The 20,268-nt window shown below is 33.5% G+C and carries 22 protein-coding genes; 4 read left to right on the top strand and 18 right to left on the bottom strand.

The window, feature by feature from the left end; translation table 11 throughout:
- The first annotated feature begins 1 nt into the window (after position 1).
- Positions 2–982, top strand: a complete 981-nt coding sequence (argF, locus tag EJN67_RS06525) for an ornithine carbamoyltransferase (RefSeq protein ID WP_129723543.1) — start codon at positions 2–4, stop codon at positions 980–982.
- 16 nt (positions 983–998) lie between these two features.
- On the top strand, positions 999–1,508 hold the full coding sequence (locus tag EJN67_RS06520; protein ID WP_129723542.1) for a GNAT family N-acetyltransferase: 510 nt from the start codon (positions 999–1,001) through the stop codon (positions 1,506–1,508).
- On the opposite strand, the gene EJN67_RS06515 is transcribed toward EJN67_RS06520, so the two are convergent.
- The 18 genes from EJN67_RS06515 to EJN67_RS06440 form a co-directional block, all read right to left on the bottom strand.
- Positions 1,469–1,675, bottom strand: a complete 207-nt coding sequence (locus EJN67_RS06515; RefSeq protein WP_129723541.1) for a hypothetical protein — start codon at positions 1,673–1,675, stop codon at positions 1,469–1,471. The two genes, EJN67_RS06520 and EJN67_RS06515, sit on opposite strands and share 40 nt — an antisense overlap.
- Positions 1,676–1,681: 6 nt before the next feature.
- Positions 1,682–1,804: a hypothetical protein gene (locus tag EJN67_RS14380; protein ID WP_279387721.1), complete on the bottom strand. Its 123-nt coding sequence runs from the start codon at positions 1,802–1,804 to the stop codon at positions 1,682–1,684.
- A gap of 501 nt (positions 1,805–2,305) precedes the next feature.
- Positions 2,306–3,013, bottom strand: a complete 708-nt coding sequence (locus tag EJN67_RS06510) for a VanZ family protein (RefSeq protein WP_129723540.1) — start codon at positions 3,011–3,013, stop codon at positions 2,306–2,308.
- Between the two features lie 70 nt (positions 3,014–3,083).
- Complete coding sequence (locus EJN67_RS06505; protein WP_129723539.1) at positions 3,084–4,469, bottom strand: FtsW/RodA/SpoVE family cell cycle protein; 1,386 nt, start codon at positions 4,467–4,469, stop codon at positions 3,084–3,086.
- Entirely contained in the window at positions 4,456–4,803 is a 348-nt protein-coding gene (locus EJN67_RS06500; RefSeq protein ID WP_129723538.1) for a PadR family transcriptional regulator, read from the bottom strand. Before EJN67_RS06500 ends, EJN67_RS06505 begins: the two co-directional genes overlap by 14 nt.
- Before the next feature lie 103 nt (positions 4,804–4,906).
- Positions 4,907–5,656: a CPBP family intramembrane glutamic endopeptidase gene (locus tag EJN67_RS06495; RefSeq protein WP_129723537.1), complete on the bottom strand. Its 750-nt coding sequence runs from the start codon at positions 5,654–5,656 to the stop codon at positions 4,907–4,909.
- Positions 5,657–5,753: 97 nt separating this feature from the next.
- Positions 5,754–5,930 carry a hypothetical protein gene (locus EJN67_RS14005; protein WP_165000777.1) on the bottom strand — a complete coding sequence of 59 codons (177 nt, stop codon included), beginning with the start codon at positions 5,928–5,930 and terminating at the stop codon, positions 5,754–5,756.
- A 112-nt stretch (positions 5,931–6,042) separates the two neighbouring features.
- On the bottom strand, positions 6,043–8,091 hold the full coding sequence (locus EJN67_RS06490; RefSeq protein WP_129723536.1) for a TnsD family Tn7-like transposition protein: 2,049 nt from the start codon (positions 8,089–8,091) through the stop codon (positions 6,043–6,045).
- Between the two features lie 9 nt (positions 8,092–8,100).
- Entirely contained in the window at positions 8,101–9,774 is a 1,674-nt protein-coding gene (locus EJN67_RS06485; RefSeq protein WP_243641245.1) for an AAA family ATPase, read from the bottom strand.
- A 22-nt stretch (positions 9,775–9,796) separates the two neighbouring features.
- The gene (locus EJN67_RS06480) at positions 9,797–12,067 is read right to left on the bottom strand and encodes a Mu transposase C-terminal domain-containing protein (RefSeq protein WP_243641244.1); all 2,271 of its coding nucleotides are present in this window, start codon (positions 12,065–12,067) and stop codon (positions 9,797–9,799) included.
- Entirely contained in the window at positions 12,054–12,911 is an 858-nt protein-coding gene (locus EJN67_RS06475; RefSeq protein ID WP_129723535.1) for a TnsA endonuclease C-terminal domain-containing protein, read from the bottom strand. The genes EJN67_RS06480 and EJN67_RS06475 overlap by 14 nt, the downstream gene beginning before the upstream one ends.
- A 30-nt stretch (positions 12,912–12,941) precedes the next feature.
- Positions 12,942–13,112: a hypothetical protein gene (locus EJN67_RS14000; protein WP_165000776.1), complete on the bottom strand. Its 171-nt coding sequence runs from the start codon at positions 13,110–13,112 to the stop codon at positions 12,942–12,944.
- A 439-nt stretch (positions 13,113–13,551) separates the two neighbouring features.
- Positions 13,552–14,007 (bottom strand): hypothetical protein, encoded by a 456-nt coding sequence (locus EJN67_RS14120; protein ID WP_207207980.1) that lies wholly within the window; start codon positions 14,005–14,007, stop codon positions 13,552–13,554.
- 163 nt (positions 14,008–14,170) lie between these two features.
- The gene (locus EJN67_RS06460) at positions 14,171–14,611 is read right to left on the bottom strand and encodes a hypothetical protein (protein ID WP_129723532.1); all 441 of its coding nucleotides are present in this window, start codon (positions 14,609–14,611) and stop codon (positions 14,171–14,173) included.
- A 256-nt stretch (positions 14,612–14,867) separates the two neighbouring features.
- Positions 14,868–15,680 carry a hypothetical protein gene (locus EJN67_RS06455; RefSeq protein ID WP_129723531.1) on the bottom strand — a complete coding sequence of 271 codons (813 nt, stop codon included), beginning with the start codon at positions 15,678–15,680 and terminating at the stop codon, positions 14,868–14,870.
- Positions 15,661–15,870 carry a hypothetical protein gene (locus EJN67_RS06450; protein ID WP_129723530.1) on the bottom strand — a complete coding sequence of 70 codons (210 nt, stop codon included), beginning with the start codon at positions 15,868–15,870 and terminating at the stop codon, positions 15,661–15,663. Before EJN67_RS06450 ends, EJN67_RS06455 begins: the two co-directional genes overlap by 20 nt.
- Before the next feature lie 23 nt (positions 15,871–15,893).
- The gene (locus tag EJN67_RS06445; RefSeq protein WP_129723529.1) at positions 15,894–16,112 is read right to left on the bottom strand and encodes a hypothetical protein; all 219 of its coding nucleotides are present in this window, start codon (positions 16,110–16,112) and stop codon (positions 15,894–15,896) included.
- A 196-nt stretch (positions 16,113–16,308) separates the two neighbouring features.
- On the bottom strand, positions 16,309–16,782 hold the full coding sequence (locus tag EJN67_RS06440; protein WP_129723528.1) for a hypothetical protein: 474 nt from the start codon (positions 16,780–16,782) through the stop codon (positions 16,309–16,311).
- A gap of 516 nt (positions 16,783–17,298) precedes the next feature.
- Between EJN67_RS06440 and EJN67_RS06435 the strand changes: the two genes are divergently transcribed.
- Both EJN67_RS06435 and EJN67_RS06430 read left to right on the top strand, forming a co-directional pair.
- Positions 17,299–19,044, top strand: a complete 1,746-nt coding sequence (locus tag EJN67_RS06435) for a toprim domain-containing protein (RefSeq protein ID WP_129723527.1) — start codon at positions 17,299–17,301, stop codon at positions 19,042–19,044.
- Positions 19,045–19,292: 248 nt separating this feature from the next.
- Positions 19,293–20,114 carry a sigma-70 family RNA polymerase sigma factor gene (locus EJN67_RS06430; RefSeq protein ID WP_129723526.1) on the top strand — a complete coding sequence of 274 codons (822 nt, stop codon included), beginning with the start codon at positions 19,293–19,295 and terminating at the stop codon, positions 20,112–20,114.
- Positions 20,115–20,268: the final 154 nt, after the last annotated feature.

Genomic DNA, 20,268 nt, shown 5'->3' with positions numbered 1-20,268 from the left:
AATGCTTAACCTTTATGAATATCAATCTAAAAAAAGCTTTTCGCAAAAACATCTCCTGACCTTGCAGGATTATGATATAGATGAAATATATCAAATACTAAGCCTTGCCTTAAGGCTAAAAGAAAAACAAAAAGAGCATATTCCCCATAGACTTTTAGAGGGAAAAACTTTGGCTATGATATTTACTAAAAGTTCCACCCGTACTCGTGTATCATTTGAGGTAGGAATACATCAATTAGGAGGGCATGGACTTTTTCTAAGTGATCGGGATATACAGCTGAAACGTGGTGAAACTATTGCCGATACTGCAAAAGTCCTATCCCGCTATGTAGATGGCATTATGATAAGAACATTTGCACAAAAGGATGTGGAAGATCTCGCAAAATACGGCACTATTCCAATTATAAATGGCCTTACAGATACATATCATCCATGCCAAATACTAGCAGATCTTTTGACTATATATGAACACAAAGGTGATTTTTCAAAATTAAAGTTAGCATTCATAGGTGACGGCAATAACGTGGCCCATTCGCTCCTCATTGCATCCTCTAAGATAGGCATGGACATCTCAATAGCCTGTCCAAAAGGATATGAACCTAGCAAGTCAATAATAGATATGGCAATAAAAAATGCCCATGAGAGTGGATGCAAAGTAGAAGTAAGAAACGATATAGAAAAAGCCGCTGCAAATGCAGACATAATCTATACAGATGTATGGGCAAGTATGGGCCAGGAAAACGAAACAAAAGAGCGTCTTGAAGCATTCTCAGCCTATCAGATAAATGATTGTCTCACGCATTTAGCTAAAGAAGACTATATTTTCATGCATTGCCTACCTGCTCATCGTGGAGAAGAAGTGACTAAATCAGTAATAGATGGAATACATTCAGTAATATTTGACCAATCGGAAAATCGACTGCATACTCAAAAAGCAGTAATGACGTTACTTATGGGAAATAATAGCCTTATAGTTTTATAAGGAGGAGGGAGATTGCATGGAGCTTTTTATAAGGAAGGCCAATTTAGATGAAGCTAATATCATATATGAAATAACACAGGAAGCTTTTAAAAAATATGCCCATGAGCTAGGTATGCCTAATAAAGTTTTTGCCCTTTCGGAAACACCTCATATTATACAAAAAGATATATTGGAAAAAAACGTATTTATAGCATATCTTAATGGGCAGGCTGTAGGTAGCATACGATTTGAAATGTTACCAAATCATATAGCATATATAACCCGATTTGGAGTACGTCCCATTGTTCACAACCATGGGATTGGAGGAGGACTCATAGATATTGTGGAGGAAGAATCAAAAAAACAAGGGGCTCAGATTCTTGCTTTACACACCGCTTCAAAAATGCCTTCTCTCATCCGATTCTACTATGGAATGAATTTTTATATTCATTCCACCAATACAGATCGTGGATATATAAGAGCTCTCCTGTGCAAAGAATTAAATGGTTATTGTCTTGAAAATATTGATGTTGTAAACACCAAATAAACTCTTTCCTTTGTAAATAAACTCGTTCCACTGCAAATAAACATGTTCCTTAACTGCAGGGTTAAGGGGATAGGTTCAAGGGGCAAGGATAGCCTTCCAATCAAATAATCAATCCTTTGTAATCCATTTATCATATAGGTTACAAAGGTTTTTTCTTTTCCCTCCATCCTCCCCTATATCCCTTTTTCCTTATTCCTTATCCCTAAAAAAGAACACCTTTTTTTACTTTTATCCCTTCCATTTTTCCCATTTAATTCAATCAAACCATCCATTTTGAGGAACATCTTTATTTTCATCCATTTTTACCCATCCATCAGCCATGCGGGTTTGCGGGGATGAGGTTGGAAAGACTTTATTTGATAATCACATAGATAGGACTAAGGAATTAAGGGGTAAGGGTTAAGGTTTTTGATAAAATCAGGTTAAGTCGTTCCAAAATGGAAATAATGTTGTTCCAAAACCCTGGTTTCTGCAACTTTGGAAAGACTCTATTTGCAAAAAGGAAAGACTTTATTTACTTCTCTCTCCTCACTTATGACCTCGTTGAGAAAATAAAGTTGTTCCATAAGCCCGAAAGTCGTTCCAAGGAAAATAAACCTGTTCCAAAGTAAAAAAACTTATTCCAAAAAGAAAATAATGTTGTTCCTGAATAAGTCGTGTCGTTCCAAAATGGAAATAAAATCTTTCGGGAAGAGTTTTGCTTTGTTTAAATGTATTTCAAAATATTTAAGTTCTTTATGCTGCATCTTATAAAAAATGTGCATTAATTCAACCAAACATTATGCTCATAATACAGTTTAATAAGTTATCATCGCTAATTTATTAATAAATGCATGGATTGGTTTTATATGGAACACCCAATAGAAAATGCAAGCACCACCAACATTCAAAATAACATCATCAATATCACAAGAGCCTGTCAGCATAGCAAATTGCAATAGTTCTACCATTACAACAATGCACAATATTGTGATAAAAAATTTTTTAAATGTATTTATTTTTTTAAAAAGCAACGGTAAAAACAGTGCGAATGGACCAAATGCTATTAGATTTCCAAATATATTTGTAATAACTATATTAGTGTTTATCTGACCTGATGACAATTTTGAAATATATCCAAATATTGTTGCAAAGGGAATAATATTCAGTGAATTTCTAATATAACATCCAAAAGTTTCGACATTCCATTTGAAAGCCATTACTGCACCCCTACGTCCAAAATAAGAATCAAATAAAGTAAAGGTTGAAATTAATATTAAATATATGACAAAAAACAGTGAAAATGTTCTTTTCATAACTTTTTTACCTTGCTCGGCACCAATAGTTTTTGATATTAGCAAACTTCCAAAATAAATTGCTAAACAGCAAGAACAAAGCAAAACCAATCGGGCAACTGGTGAAATGCGAATTCTTGGATTAACAGACATTATAACATAAGTAAAAAATACTATAATTGAAAATAAATACAGTAAACCAGCAATACTTCTAAATATATTTTTCTTCAAAATTCACACCCCATAAAATATAAATAATATATGCATTACCTTAGTTACACATTATGCTCATAAAAGTTAGTTATCCTTTAAAATTGATTATCAATTTTCCATCTTCGTATGAAAATATTGAATTGATTTTTACGGGAGACTTTATACTATCTTTTAAAATATCCCCTGTTCTGAAAACTGAAAGCATAAATCCTATTAAAGCAGAATTTATTATTAGTGCTACGTTCCCATAAGAGACCAGTGGTAATGACAATGCTGACAATATTCCAAACCCAAGGTTATTCACAATGTAAATTATTGTTTGCAAAACAAAGGTAAGCATTATCGATAACGATACTATAGTTCCCAAAACACTTTTTTGCTTAGTAACATAATATAATCCTAAAATAGAAAATACTATAATAACTACTGATATTCCAAAAAATGCAACCCAGCCAAAATTGTGCGTCAATGCAGTAAGAATATAATCTGTATCTAAAGCAGGTATTATGGGAACATTATTGCCAAATTGAGAAGGTACAGTTCCCTTGCCAGCAAATTGAGAGTTTGTTAATAAATCCCGTACAAGACAATGAATGTAACCAGAACCATTGCGGTCGGAATATGGGTTGACTGCAGTACTAAGTCTGTTTAAAAAATAGGAGTTTTGTATGATATAGATAATGGCAGCAATAAGCGCAATAAGTGCAGGTATCAGCACTAATAACAAACCACGCTTTTTATCTATTCCAAACCATCCTTTTACAACAGAAGTACAAAGGATAACAAGTGCCGATATTGTAAATAAAGCAAAACCAGTAACTGAAGGTACAAGCAATAATATAATTGCAAATGGAACATAACCTATACCGCATAATATAATACCTTTATATCCCTTATGCCGTAAAGCATAAATAAGTAATGAATACGCAAGGGGAAATATTAAGGAAAGATAGGATAAACTTATAGATAATCTGCCTGACAAAAACAAAATTCTGCCGTTTATTTGGTTGCCAAACAAAAGCCCTGTAACCGAAACTACTAAGGCAATAAAATAGAAATATTTTGCGCATTTCCCCAAAATGGAAAAGTCAAGAAAATAGCATACTAAAAACACAGTCAAAGCAATAATATAGGGAGCAAGGCTGAATCTATCCAAGGAATATTCAGAAGAAGCAATAAAATAATTTGAAAGCATGCCTATTAACATTAACACAGCAGTCAGGATAATCATTGTCCACTGGGGTTTTGGCTTATGAGTTTTATCCAACTCCATACCGATTGACGCTGCATCACCCATCTGTAATATTGCTTTTTGTGTTGCTAATTTTTCATCCTCGCCCTGAGAAATATAGGCATCCCTTTGGTCGCAAAGATGATTTTCGATTTCTTCCGAAATAATATTATGAGCCTTTTTCCAACGTATTTGTTCACATACAGCCTTGCTATATTGTTTTATTTCATCAAACGGTTGCATAACTTACTCCTCCGTTCAAAATTCTGTTGACCGCAGAAGAATAAGTAATCCATTCTTGATGTTTTTCTTGTAAAAGTTTTTTACCCTTAGAAGTAAGATGATAATATTTTCTTGTTCGCCCGTTATCCGCTTCTTCCTCGTAAGATTCAACAATTTCGTTATTTTCAAGATTGTGTAAAATAGGATAAAGTGTACCTGCTTTCAAGTTGAAAGTATCATCTGATTTTTGTGCCAGAGTTTCAATCATTTGATACCCATACATATCTTTTTCTTCAAGCAACTTCAAAATCAAAGTTGTCGTACTACCTGTCAACAGGCTCTTATCTATAGACATATATAGTCCTCCTTTATATATAGATTATCTACATATAAATTATATATCGTCAATCTATATACGTCAATAGAAAAATGTGCGAACTAAAGATTGCTCTCATAATCTAATGCTGACATCTCTTATCTATTTGCGCATTTTCTTGAGATACTATATTCCATAAGTATACCGAATAAATAATCATAATTATTTCTTGAATTCCGTTCGCTATATATTCACTTGTACTAATTGCTAACGATATGTAATTCACAAAATTAAATAAAAAGTGCCATATTATCACGGGGAATAAACTCTTTGTAAGTATGACAATTTCAGCAGCAAGGATTCCGAACATAATAGCATTAATAATTTGTAGTAATACCTCCACAATGCTTTCTCCGGCAAGAATACTGGCGCTATGTCCAATTCCAAATATCAAAGCAGAAATTATAATCGTTTGCTTAACAGAGAAGTTATCTTTTAGTAACTTTAAAATGATACCTCTAAAATAGAGTTCTTCTGAGATTCCAACCATTAAGGTAAAAAAAGCAAGTGTGCTAACATATGTAAAACCTTTAAAATCAACACCAACTAGTATAAGAGGTAATTCAGCAAGTAGTAAGGGTATAAATAACAGCGTTTTCCTGATACTTCCTGATTTGGCTTTTCTCACTCCAATTTCTTTGACATCAATTTTCTTTTTGCATACATATATGACTGGGATACTTATGGAAAGTAACATAAAACATCCCTGTATAAGAAATATCACAATCTGGTTCATTTTAAATACAGTGGCAATTACACCTGATATCACTGGAAAAATCAAGATTACTATTGTCCATATAATTGATAATAAAACAGGTTTACTTTTTTGCATTTTCCTTCTCCATTATCTGCAAGTAATTTTACATACTCCTTCACATTAAATTACTAATGCGACTTATAAAAACAATGTAAAACAGTTTCAAGCATTTCTATTTTTCGGTAGGAATTATAATTTTCTTTTTAAATAATCCTTTGCCAACCAACAAAATAATCTTTCCTTTTTTCTCAATCTTCTTTATAGGCTCCCCTAACTCTTTTTCCAGCATTTTAATGCTTTCATCATCAGGTATTCCAATAATCCCAATTGCTGCTGCCTCTTTTTTCATTTTTGCACTCTCTTGCCGCATATAAATACTTCTTACCTAATACCTTTCTACTAGTATATACCTTTATTTTACACCATACACCCCGTAAAAGCACCTACTTCCTTAACCCTTTTCACCTTTTCCCTAGCCCCTCTAACACCCTCTTAATCTCCTCCACAACCTGTTTCCTATACTTGTTCCCTACTCCTGTCATTGCAGTAATATTAGTAATAGTCAATGCCTTACCTTCTTCATTGAGTTTATTAATTGCCCATCTTATACTCCTTTTATGTAAATCCATAGGGGTCTCTATTGCGGAATCAATGAATGCTTTAGTTAGTGGCAATTTATCCAATTGAAGGTCAAAACTTTTAAGCCCTGACTTTGTTTTAACCAGTCGTAGGCTGATTCTCTGGGGCTTTTCCTCACTATCTAAAATCTCCTGAACGGTTTGCTTAACATGCTGTAAAATTTCCTTGTCCCTAATTTCCCAATCAACAGTATTATCGGCCTGTACATACTTCTTTGCAGGAGTATTTTTCTCCCACCACTCCCTGTCATTCCTGCATAACCAGGTACAGGTATATTTACCTAGCCTCCGCAACTCTACTCTGCCCTTATCTGGGTTTTCTCCGACTACCCGAAGCCACTCTTCCCTATACTTCTGCCTTTTTACTATAAAATCAATACTATTGTCCAAAGTCTCAATAATCCTAGTACCCTTAACCCCTTCTCCCTTACTCCTTTCATCCTCGCCCATATTATCCCTGTCTCCCTTACCCCTATTAAATCCCCTAATCTTCCTCACATCTGCATTAAGCCTTACTGCAATCTCCTCATCACTAACTCCCTCATCTATCAATTCCAGTACCTTCTCTTCCCACACATGACCATATTTCACAACCCTTACAAATCTACCTTGCTCCTCACATCCCGCCTCCCTATCCTCAATTTCTACTTCCCCATCTCTAACTCCCGTTTCCTTACTCCTAATACCCATCCCCTTATCCCTAATTACCCTATCTTCCTTACCCCTAATTCCTGTACTTTCACCCCTTATAACCCTTTCACCTTGCTTCCTTGCCACTGACCTCATGTATTCAAACCCACAGCCACATCTGAAAAACCCATTAGTATTCTTATTCCTACGCCTGTACTTTATCTCTACATCTTTAATTACAGGCTCAAGAAAATGGTCTGCAGCAGGATTTAAGCAAAGCCAAGGTCCATCTCCAAAGGGTTTATAGCAAATCTCTTTATTAAAAAGTGTATCCAACGATAACCCTAAAAACCTGGCAAGCAGTAAATGTCTAATAGGATGCATAGCCTTTGCATCTGAATGCGTAACTTCCCTTATCCATTGCCCTTGTCCCTTATCTTCTATATTAGACTGCATAGCATTAAGAAATTCTTCGCCATAAAAATCTTTAAAATCTTGCACCAGGTCATCCCAATACACCCTGCCATTTATATTGGCATATTCCAATTCCTTAAATCTCTCAACATACTGCTTTGCAAACCAAGTAAAAGGTTTGTTGGGAAAACTACTCTCTAATAAATTTTGTACATCTTTAGAAATATTGATAAACTTCTTTATTGTATCAGGTTTATAGTAAGGCAGTTCATTAACCCTACAGTTATCACCGTTTGCAGGTATATAGGCTTGAGGATTATGCCCTCTTACTAAAACGGTACTATCATAAAGCAAAGTTTCATGCAAAGGGCAAACCATTATAAATGGGACTTGATGTATCCTGTGCCAGTAACCTTCGCCATATTGTGCAGTATCTTCCTCAAAACATTTGGGGCAAAATTTCATATATTCATTTAGCGGAAGACGGCTGCCTAAAATACCTGCTTTCCCATAAGCCTTGCTGCCCCCACTTTCTTCAAGCATCAAGCACTTTATCCCTTCTGCACGTTCAGGCGGAAGAAATGCTGTAAAAAACGTATATAGTGTATGGTTATAAATAAAAACATCTCCTGTATAGGGACTGTTCACTGGTAGGTTTGATATAAGCCCATTTATATTAAAAGGCAGTTCCATGACTGCCCTCGCACTGGCTTTACCAAATATGCCTTCTATTATAGTTTTATGACTTATAATGCCACATCGTACGCTATACCGTGCTAACACGCTATATAAAATCTCATCGTTGTACGGGTTCGGGAAAAAATGCATGATAACTCTTCACCCCACTTTAAAAATCCAATCTTCTTCCTTTTGAATATAACCTTTGACTTTCAGTGCTTCATATGCCGTTTTTCCCACTTTTTTGCCTTCTTCAACAACATATCTGACATCATCCTTAGATTTTGGAATCTCTTTAGTTTTCTTTTTACTCGGCATCGAAGAAAGTGACTGGACTGCTTTTATAACTAATTGTCCATCATCTATATCTTGGCCTTCCGTTCCGAGAACGGCTTCAACTGCCTTTTGTGCTTCTTTCGGCTTTATTCCAAGTTCCAAGAGTTTCATTATAACCTTTTCTGCCTTTGTTCCCCTTTCCTCCTTATCCCTTTCTTCCTTTTTCTCCTTCAATGCTTTAATCTTTGCCTGCATTTTTGCCGACTGTTTTCCTTGGTCTATTACCTTGCTATAATCTATTTCCAGTGTACTTATATCAGAATACTTCGCAATCTCTTTCATGTTACCTGATTTAAGTGCAAGAAGCATAGGCCTTACTAATTTAAAATGTTCCTTTGCCACTTGGCTTATTAAGGATTCTGTAACTTTCTCTATACCAGTAGTGATAGCCACCGTTTGAGACATAACCATAAGTTTTACCACAATGTCTATTACCCCTTGGCTCTCCTCGTATAGTACATCCTTTATGTTTTCTGTAAGAGGACTCACTTTTCTAGTCCATTGATATTGCCAAAGGGCATCAAGTAATAATTCATAATCATCATTTTGCCCTAGCCTGTCCCAAATCATATCTCCCTGACCCGAACCTCTCCTTGCCTGACGAAACTCACTTTGTAATATAGACATGGCTTTGGGATTACCAATAAGCACAACGGGAACACCTGCTGTATTAACTAAAGTTACAAAGAAGTTTAACATTTTCTCATCACCAAAACCTCTTGCCTCACAAAGGTGTTGGATTTCATCTATGACTAAAAGCCCTAACCCCGTACTCCTCACCACCTGTGCTATAAGGGTAAGCATATAATCTACAGACCTGTTATAACTTCCAACCTTACTGTAATAATTTGTACCCATTAACTGGTCTATCTTATTAAAAAAATCTATACAAAGTCCTTTAACACTGCCATCAAAAGGGCAATCCAGTTTCAGCCATACTATTTGATAAAAACTAAATCCCTGCCCCTTATACCCACTATGTACTATCACCTGCGGATACATAGACAAAACTCTATTAACTGATACCGATTTTCCCATCCCTGATACACCAATAGTAGTAAAACCGCAGGCTGTGCTTCTAAACTGCTGGTTTGTATTAATATCACAATTCTGTATAGCCTTATATCCATCATTTAGACTTATTACATAATCTCTGCTAATTGGATTTCTCGCAAGATAACCTTGTCTTATGACCCGTGAAATCCTGCTTTCTAAATCCAAATGCTGCGGTAAGGGCTGAAAACACTGAAACAGTTTTTGTACAAGGTGAATTCTATAATGAGCATCCAGTTCTCTTTCCCCTTCGTTATATGGTGGATAAACTATCATTTTATCAATTACCTCTTCTGGAGAAAATATGGGAGGTAGAGCCTCTATAAATGGATTGTCTCTATATCCTTCAATTATTTGCTCTTTATACACTGCTTCCTCTGCTACAACACCATGTGGTATTAACACTTTGCCCATAAGACCTGCACCCCCATCTACATTACTCACCATACTCCCCCCATTCCTGCTCTTAGTAACCCCTGCCCCTCAACTGCTCCCTCTGCTTTTTCCTCAATAACTCCAATGGATTGTCTGGTAACTCATCTTCTACTTTATCAAAAGGTATTATTTCTGCTTCACCTTGTATCTCTCTCTTGTCCAGTTCAAATACTTCCGTTTCACGGTTTATTTCCTTTTCAATTTGCCTATTTCCCCGAATATTCTTCTTTCGCTGTGTATCACTCTCATTAGATAAGAAAAGTTTACTATTGGTCTCTTTCTTTGCATTCTTTACAACATTTTGAATTTCTGTCATAAGGTCAGACTTTGCCTGCATACTCACGTCGCTACTCTTAACCTTTTGTACCTTTTCCCATTCATTAAGATATTCCACTTCTTCAAGATACTTGTCCTTAAATGCTGTTTGATATTCTAGTAAGAAGCATTTTTCAAATTCCGTTGCAGATTTTTTTATATAGATATAATCTACTCTTCTTGGGTCGTAACATATTGGTATCTGCCAACTTCCACGGCTGCGAGCCTTAACAAACCACTGCTCTTTCATACAGGTTTTAGAACTGTAATAAAGTCCCTTAAACCTTATACCTTTTGCCGTAACCACCCCATTATCTGACGGCATAAGATTAAGTTTCACTACTTCCTCGTCTACTTGCCGTAATTTCCCCATCTTGTTTGTCAAGCCCCAGTTCCATATCTCCCTTGGTATGGGTTCCACTTCATCTGATACCATCATCTCATCTTTATTATAGTTATCCATACGATAATGATTATTATGATATAATGCACACTTTATAATAATTTTGGTAAACTGCTGCAGGTCGAGTTTTGCGTCAAGCCTATAGTCACGGCCTCCCCGTTCTCTAAAATCTGGATTAATGGCTCCTGGTAAAAATGCTTTAGTACGTTCATTTGTTAATTTAAAATACCTCTCTATTAGTGACTTCCAGTCCGCCCTATAAGGCGGAGTATTTTTTATTGTAATACCAAGATTCATGATTAAACTCTCTGCATTATCCGATAACATTTCACCTCTATCTGCTAAAATTGCCTGTGGCAGATGATGTATAGACCATTCCTCCTCTTTTATTTCTACTTCATATTCATTGCAAAACTTAACTTTATCCGAGGCACTATTTGCAATAGCCATTGAAGCACCTATCCATGATGGTCCTTCCAAACCTACATATAACCCCGTAATAATCCTGGAAAAACAATCTTGAATGACATATACTACAGGCCTTCCAATTATATGTGTCCTGTTAAACCGTGAAACTAAGTAAACATCGGCTATAGTAGCATCAATTTGATAAAGCGAGCCAGGTCCTATTGCATCTACACTAGAACTGCCTAAAACAGGTCGATATTCCTGCTGATACTTTTTAGGGCTATAACGTGCAGATATTTCATGTTTTATATTTCTCTCTTTATTAAACCAATAACGGAATTGTCCAAATGTAGGAACCTCCGAAGAAGGTTTTAAAATAGGAACTTCTATACCATTTTCAATCCTGTATCCCTCATTAAAATATTCCTTCCGCATTAGTTCATAAGTAAGGGTAAGGGAGTATTGGGTTGAACTGTAGTAGAATTTATTTATTGCTATCCGAAATATTCGTTTTATTTCATCATCTATATTTACGCCTATACCGACGATATCACCGTGTTTCCGAGGTCTGCCCCGTTTCACTCCTGTATTTTCTTTCTCTTTACCCCTGCCCCCACACCGATAAAAATCTGGAATCAGGGCGTTCTTAGTCTTACCCCTTATCCAATATCTTTTTAAGTACTTAACTATGGTTTTTTCGGTCATCTGATGCTTTTCTGCCACATTCCTTATATACTCACTTCTTTCCCTTGAATCATAAATTTCAGGCTCTAATACAACAAACGGAGAAATTGCCTCCCACGCCTTATCCCTTATTTCCTTAGTCCTTTTAGTAAGTAAATTTTCATCTACAGCCTTCATATAAGGGTCAGTATCTAGGATAACGGCCATATCTCTTTCTAATGCATCTTCGTATTCGCTTATTGCTCGTGCATAGGGAAATCTATTAGCATTTATATCAATCGCATACGCTAAATCCTTTGACCCATCCAACCACAAAACCCTTTCAATAATACTTTCCCCTTGTATCCCGTATCCTAATTTATTTATCCTTTCATCCTCCCCTTGAGCCTTATAACCCAGTCCCCTTAACCCTTCACCGCCCCCTTGCACCTCACACCCTATCTCCCTTATCCCTGCACTTCCCCATTTAACCAACATATTAACTACTAACACTTTTTAAATCCTCCTCCATAATTTCATCAAATTTTATTACACTGGCAGGACTGCTTAAATCTATAGGTATGTTCATATTAAGTCTCACAGCCTTTATGGCAACTAAATAGCGAAATAAAAATAAGCCTGTACCTTCATCTAAGGCGTAATCAACCTCAAGTCCAGTTACTATACTTCTTATAGATGAATCTTTGTTAGAATAAAGTCTTAATTGAAGTGCAGCACCAAGTTCTATTATCTCTTGTTTGGAAAGTCCCATATCTGGGATGGCATGTATTGAAGAAAGTGCCCATTCTATGTTTTTCGCCTTTACAGAATTTATATCTTTTTCTGTAACAATAGACCAATCGATAGATTTTGCCTGCCAATACCGCCTTTCCATTTCCAACTTTTCAAGAGTTGTCTTTCGTTCTAATTCCGATGCTGCCTTCACGCTTCTGGCGACATATTCTACACCTCCATTTAGAGATTTTATCGTAATTAGAAAAGTTGTAGTAAGAACATATGGCAATCCTGTATTTTTGTCTTTAAAGTATTGCTTATTCAAATCTTGTGTATCTTGAACTACATCATAAAAATCAAGCAAAGGATAAGACTCTTTAATATCAAAAATAATATTTGCCTCATCGAATTCCAATAAATAAAAATATTCTCTTTGTATATCCGATAGAAAATGATGAACCCTACCCGTTTTAATTCCCTTTACACGGGCACACCTTCCCTGTGAAGGAAAATCCGTTACCGTAATCCAAGGTTTATAATCCCTGCCTTCCCCCTGTCCTCTGCCTTCCTTTATCCATCTATTTAATTTATCTTCATTCCAACCAGCATTTTTTTTGGCCACTTGAACACCCCCCGTTAATAGGGATTAGGGTTAAGGAGTAAGGATTATCATAACGGTTATCCACCTTGTACCTAAAACCTTATCCCCTTTTTCTGTCCCCCTATCCCTAATTTCCCTATTTCTTAAAAAAGAAAATGCCACTGACATCAGTCGAACACCACTAAGGGTGCCTGTGTCAATGGCACTTAGTCCATTTCCCATAAACCTATTTCCTGCTCTTATTATAACGTGGAACGACTTTATTTTAAATGCTAAAATTTAATTTGAAATAAGGTATAGTGGCCAAGTAAAATTCTATGTAATACATGCATAAGGAGGTATTCAATGAAATCTAGTGTTTTCAGGACTGTAAAACTAGTTATACTTGGAAATATATTTTTAATTCCTTTTTCTATTGTCGTACAGAACATTATCATACGTTTTATTCTCGGTCTACTGGCAGGCATCTCATTTATTATACTTTTGTCCTTTACTATTAAGATAGAAACCATATACACAAAAAATAAAGAGTAATAAGCCAAAAGGCATTAGCAGGACATAATCCCCTAATGCCTTTTCCCATATTTAATGGAGAGTGTAGCCTTTCATAATGCAATTTCTGGTATAATCCTAAACTCTTTGCTCCCTTACCCCTATGAATTCATATAATGGGTCTTTTATCTATTAATTTTTCATCGAATTTTTTCATTATTGTTTCATATTTTTTAAAATTTCTTTCTTCTTCTTCCTTATCTGTGCTAGAATTACGTATGTGTATTTCTAAATCAAGAAAACTTATGTCATCACGTTCTAACATAACATAATCTTCGTAGGTTTCTATATTATCCTTTATTATCTTTTTAATTCTTTCACAATCCTGTCTATCTTTTCTGCAATTCTCCACTATCTTCCATTCATTCTGTTTTATAAACATTTCCTCTTCTTCGTTTGCATAGCCTATATCTTCATCGAGGAAATCTAATAAAATCTCTACTTCTTTTTCAGTAAGATATAATTTCTTTTTTCTTTCTTTAAGATGAAAACCACGGGTGGATTTATGCTTTTGTTCAATCTTTTTTAATCTAAAATTGTCTAGGCTCACTATATTATTTTCCATTTCGTATATACCTCACTTTTTCCTTTATTTATTTTTAGCATAACACAAAATTTTTCTAGAACTGCAAAAAAAGCAGAATAATATTAAGATTATTTTACAATTGTATTAATTCTAACTTATAAAAAAATATTGGCGAACAAATCGCCAACATTCCAAACCAATATCAATTCAAAGCAGTCCTATTTTCTTGATAGTTATTAATGTAATCCCTATATTCCTTTATATCCTCTTTACTAATCATAGAATATATACTTTTTATTTGCCATACAAGGTCCTCATATTTCTTATTGTATATGCCCATTAATTGTAAATTTAAGTGTACACACTCCCTAAAAACTAAAAATTCTGCTATATTTAGTTCAAGTAAAATTTCCTTCCTATTGTACGGTTCAGCCATTAAAATAAGTACTTTAGTCATTATCATTTCTGTATTGGCGATATTTTCATGGATTGCAAAGTCATCTATAACTCCCTCTTCATATCTTAAAACTTCTAGATGCCTATTTATCTGCCGTAGCAATAATAATAACAATCCCTTGGGAATCTTAATCTTAATATTTACCTCATTAAACTTAGAATAAATTTCTTCTGGTTTTAAATGCATAGTATAAGCCCTCCCTATATTATAAAATTCCTATTTCTTAAACTCTATATAATATAAGAAGGGCTACAAGGTATTTTCAAGTTTTCTAATCGGTTAAATGACCGTATTCCATATTTCTTATCAATGAATCTGAATAACTGAAACAAATTCAATTTTGCAATAGTTACCATATTAGTATACAATCTTTTTAATTTGCTTTGGGGCATAAAACCAGAATACTGTGTCATAACCTTTAATTAATATATAATACTAATTATTATTTCCACTTTTTATCAACCATTAAATATTCTCGTATAGTTTTTACAATATTTTGAATAGTATCTTTATGATGTATACTTCTCCTTTGAAAATTGTTATAAATTGCAGTAGAATTAACTTTAGCAGGAGCGTTTGGGCTACATTGTGTTTTTGATACTTGTATTATAAACTTTTCGATTTCAGGAGGAAGTATGACAGTTAAATTATAACTAATTTCCTTTAGCAATTTAGATAATTCACTTTGAATACTTGCAGGCATAAAAGGATTACATTGGAATTCTTTTATCTTTTGAATAGTATCTTTATACTGATTCGTTAAATAAAGACATTCTAAATCAACCTTTCCTTCACGAGCCAATAATAATTTCCCCTTACCTCTTTCATGTTGTTCATTTTTTAGATTATCTTCTTTTTCTCTTTCAATGTTGATACTTTGCGGAAGTTCTACATTATCCAATTGTCCCTCATTCTTTAAAATCATAAATCCAACTATATGTTTATCAATTTCATTATAAATTTTATTATCATTTAACAGATAACCATAATCTCTCATTGATAAAAAAACATTCGCATTAACCAATCCAAGGTAATCAATCTTTCTAAAAAAATCTTTTTGCTTATCTAAAAGAAAAGATAGCAATTCTACAAGCAAATCCGTTTGCCTTTTAATAACTTCTGTCCTTAAAGGTTGTAATATTGTTGCTTTTGCTCTTATGTATGTTTTTATACTTACAATTGTTGCTACTAAAGTAAACACAATCCAAAATATATCTTTTATCCAAAATATATTTTTAGATAACCAAGCCACCATAATTATGCTCCCTCCAAATTAACAAATTAATGATTCTCACACTAAAAATATACATAAACGATACAATCATCCTAAACTTCAGAACCTTTATAGATTCTACAATAAAATAGCATTCATTAGAATATGCATCTATTTTATCTACTGGTATCCACTGAATATCACCATTCACATCTGGTATAATCGCTTTCATCAGCACTAACATCTATGTTCAATTTATCCAATATAATTCACTAAGTCCTCCTTCAAATCAGCAATATTTCTGTAGTAGCAATCAATAAATGCATCGTTAATATCGTCTTCACTATTTTCTATACAAAGATTTATTCTATAAAATATATCCAGCCGCTCATCGAAACCTTTATCAACTTGGACACCCTTAAACATAAAAGTCTCTAATACAGTAAAATTACCAAAAATCGTTACACCTTTCATAATTAATCACTCCATTCAGTTTTTATTTGAAAGTATTATATAAACATTACCTTGAAAATCAACTTTTTAGAGTGATTTTTTCTAAATTCAACCCCTTAAATCATATCGATTATTATTACTAAAAAAGGCTTCAGTAACCTTGGATTATCTACTAAAGCCTTTTTACTCCTACAACATCTAATGATGTATCAGTAAACTAATCAATATTAAATATTTTTTTCATTTCTTCATCAGACATTTTCCCCAGAAAAAATGATTCCTCAATCATGCTTAGAACCGTAAATGCCTGAAATTCTGTAAGATTTTCTAACTTATTAATAAGTTTTTTGCCATCAATCTTATAAGTTTCATCTATATGTTCATAGTAAATGGCGGCTCTAACTTCTGTAATAAGTTTTTCCTTGGCTGACGAAAAATTACATAAATATGTGCCAGTGAATAGTGAAATTAGCACTAATGCTTCTTCCTTAGTGAAATAGTTTTTGAGTTCATTCTTTGTCAAATTGGTTTGTGTCGGTAGATAACTCAACAGATATGAAGAAATGGTTAATTCCTCCTGAGTTAATGCTTCATCTTTTTCAATTTTATTTTGGAAGTAACCACCACATTCTTTAATGTTTGAGTTTGAATAAACTAATCTTGGAAAAAGTTCATAAACTTTGCTAACCATATTTCATCTCTCCTTTTGTAATATTTTTATATAAAACAGCGGCCACTGTTTTTTAACCTAACTATTTTTAGTATAACACCTGTTTTTAGGTGTCTTCTGAATTTAGGCCTTTTTCTTATAATGTAATAAAAATGTAATATTTTAGTTTTCAAAATCTTTTCGTGTTTTTCATTTGAAGTGGCTATTAGTATATAGAGAGATTAATTCGTATATACTTGAACCATAATCGGGAAATATATCTTTAACTACAATACCATGAAATTTAATACACCTAACCTTGATAAAATAAAAATTTATTTATATTTAATTAAATAACGTATTTTAGAATAATAACCCCTATATATCTGAAACGGGCAACAAGAACTCTTTTCCTCATGATGGGCAATTGCTATAAACCTCAATTTTACAAGCCTACAAAATAAATTTAAAATAATAAAAAAGTTTAGATTATAATTTGCATATTGCCATTATTATAGTTAAAATCCTTTCAAAATTTATTTGAAAGGGTTGGATACTATGTTTACCTTTAGATTAAACTTAAAAACCAAGGAAGTCTATGAAGACATGCTAAAACTTTATAATGAGCATTTTAGTACAAAATTTACCATAACCTCTATTCTTCCTTATGCTGTAGACCACTTCATAAAGTATGGAAATATGAAGTACTTAAAACATTATAATCTAATTAAAAATTATCATAATCAGGAATTTTTGTTGGAGAAGGAACTTTATATACAGGTAAAAAAACTACAAAATAATGATATTACCCTTCAAGACATCCTAAACTATGCCCTAAACCTATATATTGTACCTTTTAAGGCTGGATTTATAAAAAAATCAATAAACTTAAATAGGATGCTGCTTATTTTAAACCACTTCCATTTTATAACTAACGGCTATAAAATTAAGCAGGCAAGTAGAGGTAGCAGTGAATATGAAACTGAATTTATTATAACTAACTGCCCCCTATGTAGTCATGACAGTTTCTATGTAAACCCTGATAACATGCAGGTTGGGTGTTATAAAGACAAATGCAAGGCTAATTTTTCAAATAATCTTGACGTGATTGGCTTAATCCAAATTACTCATAAACAGAGATACCCCGATATCATTAACACCATTTATGATGTTGCAATAAATAACTATAAGGACAACCTACCTAAAATTGAAAAACTCCAAACAGGCATAGTAAAAAACATCGGTAGGAAGAAAAGCATAAGGACAAGGGTAGAGGAATTAGAAAAACTAATTAAAGCATCTCTTAGCGAAGAAACCACAGCAGATTTGAATACGGAAGTTTCTGAACTAAAAAAAGAATTAGATGAGATTATTAAAAAAGAAAATAAAGAGAAAAAATATATTAATATTAAAAATCATATCCTTATGAGAAACGGCATCAAAAAGTACGACTATCTTTTGGAAAAAGGTTTTAAAAAAGATGTGCTGGAAGAATTGGATATCTTCTATCTTGGGGAAAATATTACAAAAGACTACCAAACTAATTCAATGCGGTACCGAATATGCTTTCCTGTCTATTCTGCTACTGGAGAACTTGTTGGTATTCAGGCGAGAAGTATTATTGATGATGATAACAGCCGTTCAGAATTCCTAAAGGAAGATTGCCTGTTTAAAGTTTATTGGGGAGCGGTCACTAAAATATCTCTATATGAAAGGTATTCAGATGCCAGATTATATCCTGAACCTACTCTGGAAGACAAATACAGTGCCCAAATATGGAAAAAAATAAACAATAAGTTGCTCAATAGTTGTGGTTTCAATAAATCAGAACACCTCTATCTCCTTAATAGATATGTCGAGAAAAATCATAAAGAAACTACAAGGGTTATTATTGTAGAAGGATTAAAGGATGCGGTAAAACTTTATTCCTATAATCTTAATTCTACAGCAGTGGTAAGCAGTATGGGCTGTAGTTTATCGGATGAACAAATAGAACTCCTAAAAGAATACTTCCCTGGTGCAGAAATAATTCTCGGTTATGACCAAGACTATTCAGGGGTTGAAGGAAATATTAAGGCCTACAATAAACTTACTGATGCTGGTTTTAATAAAATCACTTTTCTTCAATATCCTAGCGGAACAAAAGACTTCGGTGATTTTACTGGAGATATGGGCACCCGTACTTATATAGTAGATGTTTTAAAAAACAGAAAACCATTTAATATTTACATTATGGACATGATTAAATTAGGGCTACTGCTGGATAAGCAACTGTTATTTAGTAGTAAAAGATTTACATTATAGGTGTAGGAATATCCCTGCGCCTATTTTTGTTGCCCGTTGAAGATATATATTAATTTAAAACCATATATAACCCTTTCGCATTTTTATTCGAAACAGAAAGCAATAATTCTTTATATAATAGGGCTTAAGTAGCAAAGTACTTATTCGAGCATTTTTAATTTTTTAACAAAAAAGTTAGGCAATAATTTGAAAAGAAAAGAAATCCTTATTAAAATGCATCAACTTCGATGTAAAGGAGATGCATTTTAATGAACGAATCAAACATTAACAAAACCAATCTTTCCAAAGGTGCACTGATACGTGTGCTACCTCCAAGTAAACATCAAACTTCTGAAAGCAGATACTTTGCAGATAGTCATTTAAAAAATGTATATAGATTTTATAGGCAAAATGGATATGAATCATATTCAAGTTTTAGTGACTTTCTTTCAGATTTAGAGGAGCAAAATCCAGATTGTATTATTAAAACCTTTTTAACCGTCTATAAGGGGCTAAAAGAATGCAGCATCTACCCATTTTTCAAAAATACTGATAGGTATATTTGCAAATCAATTGAGGAACAAAATTTCATTGAGGAAATTATTGAAGAAACCTATTACCATGTATTTTACACTCTCAAAGACAAACTTGATGTTAGTAAGGTAAAAGGCCTTGACCAATTAGGAACTTACATAAAAATAGCCATTAAACACAAAGCACATTTAGATAGGGCGATAAAATCTTTTAACCGTACAATACCTGTAGATTTTTCAGATATTAAGTATAGACCTATCATAGGAGACGATAACATGGATAATAACTATATTATGAAGGAAACCCGTATGATAATTCGCAGGGTGATAGACGATTATTTAAAGGGTAAGGATAAAATTGATACTCTAATTATAGTTAACCACCTCATGAAACACGGTATTGCTTATGGTGATTTTACTGACAATAGGTGGTCCTTAAAAAGAATCGCCTATATTTGTGGTGTAACGGAAAGGACCGTTCAATATAGGAAGAAAAGAATTATTAAAGAACTTACCGAAATCTATAATAAGGAAATCCATCCTTTAATATCTGATTAACCTGCTAACAACAATACAAATATAGTTTCAACAAAACTTGTCAACAAAACTGGGGTTTTGTGGATAGTATAGCAAAAATCTAATGCTCTTTTGTAACAATTAGGGGTAATAAGCCCTTAAAAATTGTCCACAAAACTTTTAGTCTCCTTTTTAA

This window comes from Xylanivirga thermophila (genome assembly GCF_004138105.1).
Classification (GTDB): domain Bacteria; phylum Bacillota; class Clostridia; order Caldicoprobacterales; family Xylanivirgaceae; genus Xylanivirga; species Xylanivirga thermophila.
The sequence above is the reverse complement of the archived record's forward strand: the minus strand, read 5'-3'. Positions and strand labels throughout refer to the sequence as shown.

Bases quoted from the DNA above. Each gene is read 5' to 3' on its own strand.
- EJN67_RS06435 (WP_129723527.1), top strand. From the start codon at position 17,299: ATGTTTACCTTTAGATTAAACTTAAAAACCAAGGAAGTCTATGAAGAC.
- EJN67_RS06430 (WP_129723526.1), top strand. From the start codon at position 19,293: ATGAACGAATCAAACATTAACAAAACCAATCTTTCCAAAGGTGCACTG.
- EJN67_RS14380 (WP_279387721.1), bottom strand. From the start codon at position 1,804: ATGAAAATAAAGATGTTCCTCAAAATGGATGGTTTGATTGAATTAAAT.
- argF (WP_129723543.1), top strand. From the start codon at position 2: ATGCTTAACCTTTATGAATATCAATCTAAAAAAAGCTTTTCGCAAAAA.
- EJN67_RS06445 (WP_129723529.1), bottom strand. From the start codon at position 16,112: ATGAAAGGTGTAACGATTTTTGGTAATTTTACTGTATTAGAGACTTTT.
- EJN67_RS06440 (WP_129723528.1), bottom strand. From the start codon at position 16,782: ATGGTTAGCAAAGTTTATGAACTTTTTCCAAGATTAGTTTATTCAAAC.
- EJN67_RS14000 (WP_165000776.1), bottom strand. From the start codon at position 13,112: ATGGGAAATGGACTAAGTGCCATTGACACAGGCACCCTTAGTGGTGTT.
- EJN67_RS06450 (WP_129723530.1), bottom strand. From the start codon at position 15,870: ATGAAAGCGATTATACCAGATGTGAATGGTGATATTCAGTGGATACCA.
- EJN67_RS06495 (WP_129723537.1), bottom strand. From the start codon at position 5,656: ATGCAAAAAAGTAAACCTGTTTTATTATCAATTATATGGACAATAGTA.
- EJN67_RS14120 (WP_207207980.1), bottom strand. From the start codon at position 14,007: ATGGAAAATAATATAGTGAGCCTAGACAATTTTAGATTAAAAAAGATT.
- EJN67_RS14005 (WP_165000777.1), bottom strand. From the start codon at position 5,930: ATGAAAAAAGAGGCAGCAGCAATTGGGATTATTGGAATACCTGATGAT.
- EJN67_RS06500 (WP_129723538.1), bottom strand. From the start codon at position 4,803: ATGTCTATAGATAAGAGCCTGTTGACAGGTAGTACGACAACTTTGATT.
- EJN67_RS06455 (WP_129723531.1), bottom strand. From the start codon at position 15,680: ATGGTGGCTTGGTTATCTAAAAATATATTTTGGATAAAAGATATATTT.
- EJN67_RS06520 (WP_129723542.1), top strand. From the start codon at position 999: ATGGAGCTTTTTATAAGGAAGGCCAATTTAGATGAAGCTAATATCATA.
- EJN67_RS06505 (WP_129723539.1), bottom strand. From the start codon at position 4,469: ATGCAACCGTTTGATGAAATAAAACAATATAGCAAGGCTGTATGTGAA.
- EJN67_RS06460 (WP_129723532.1), bottom strand. From the start codon at position 14,611: ATGCATTTAAAACCAGAAGAAATTTATTCTAAGTTTAATGAGGTAAAT.
- EJN67_RS06515 (WP_129723541.1), bottom strand. From the start codon at position 1,675: ATGGAGGGAAAAGAAAAAACCTTTGTAACCTATATGATAAATGGATTA.
- EJN67_RS06490 (WP_129723536.1), bottom strand. From the start codon at position 8,091: ATGCATTTTTTCCCGAACCCGTACAACGATGAGATTTTATATAGCGTG.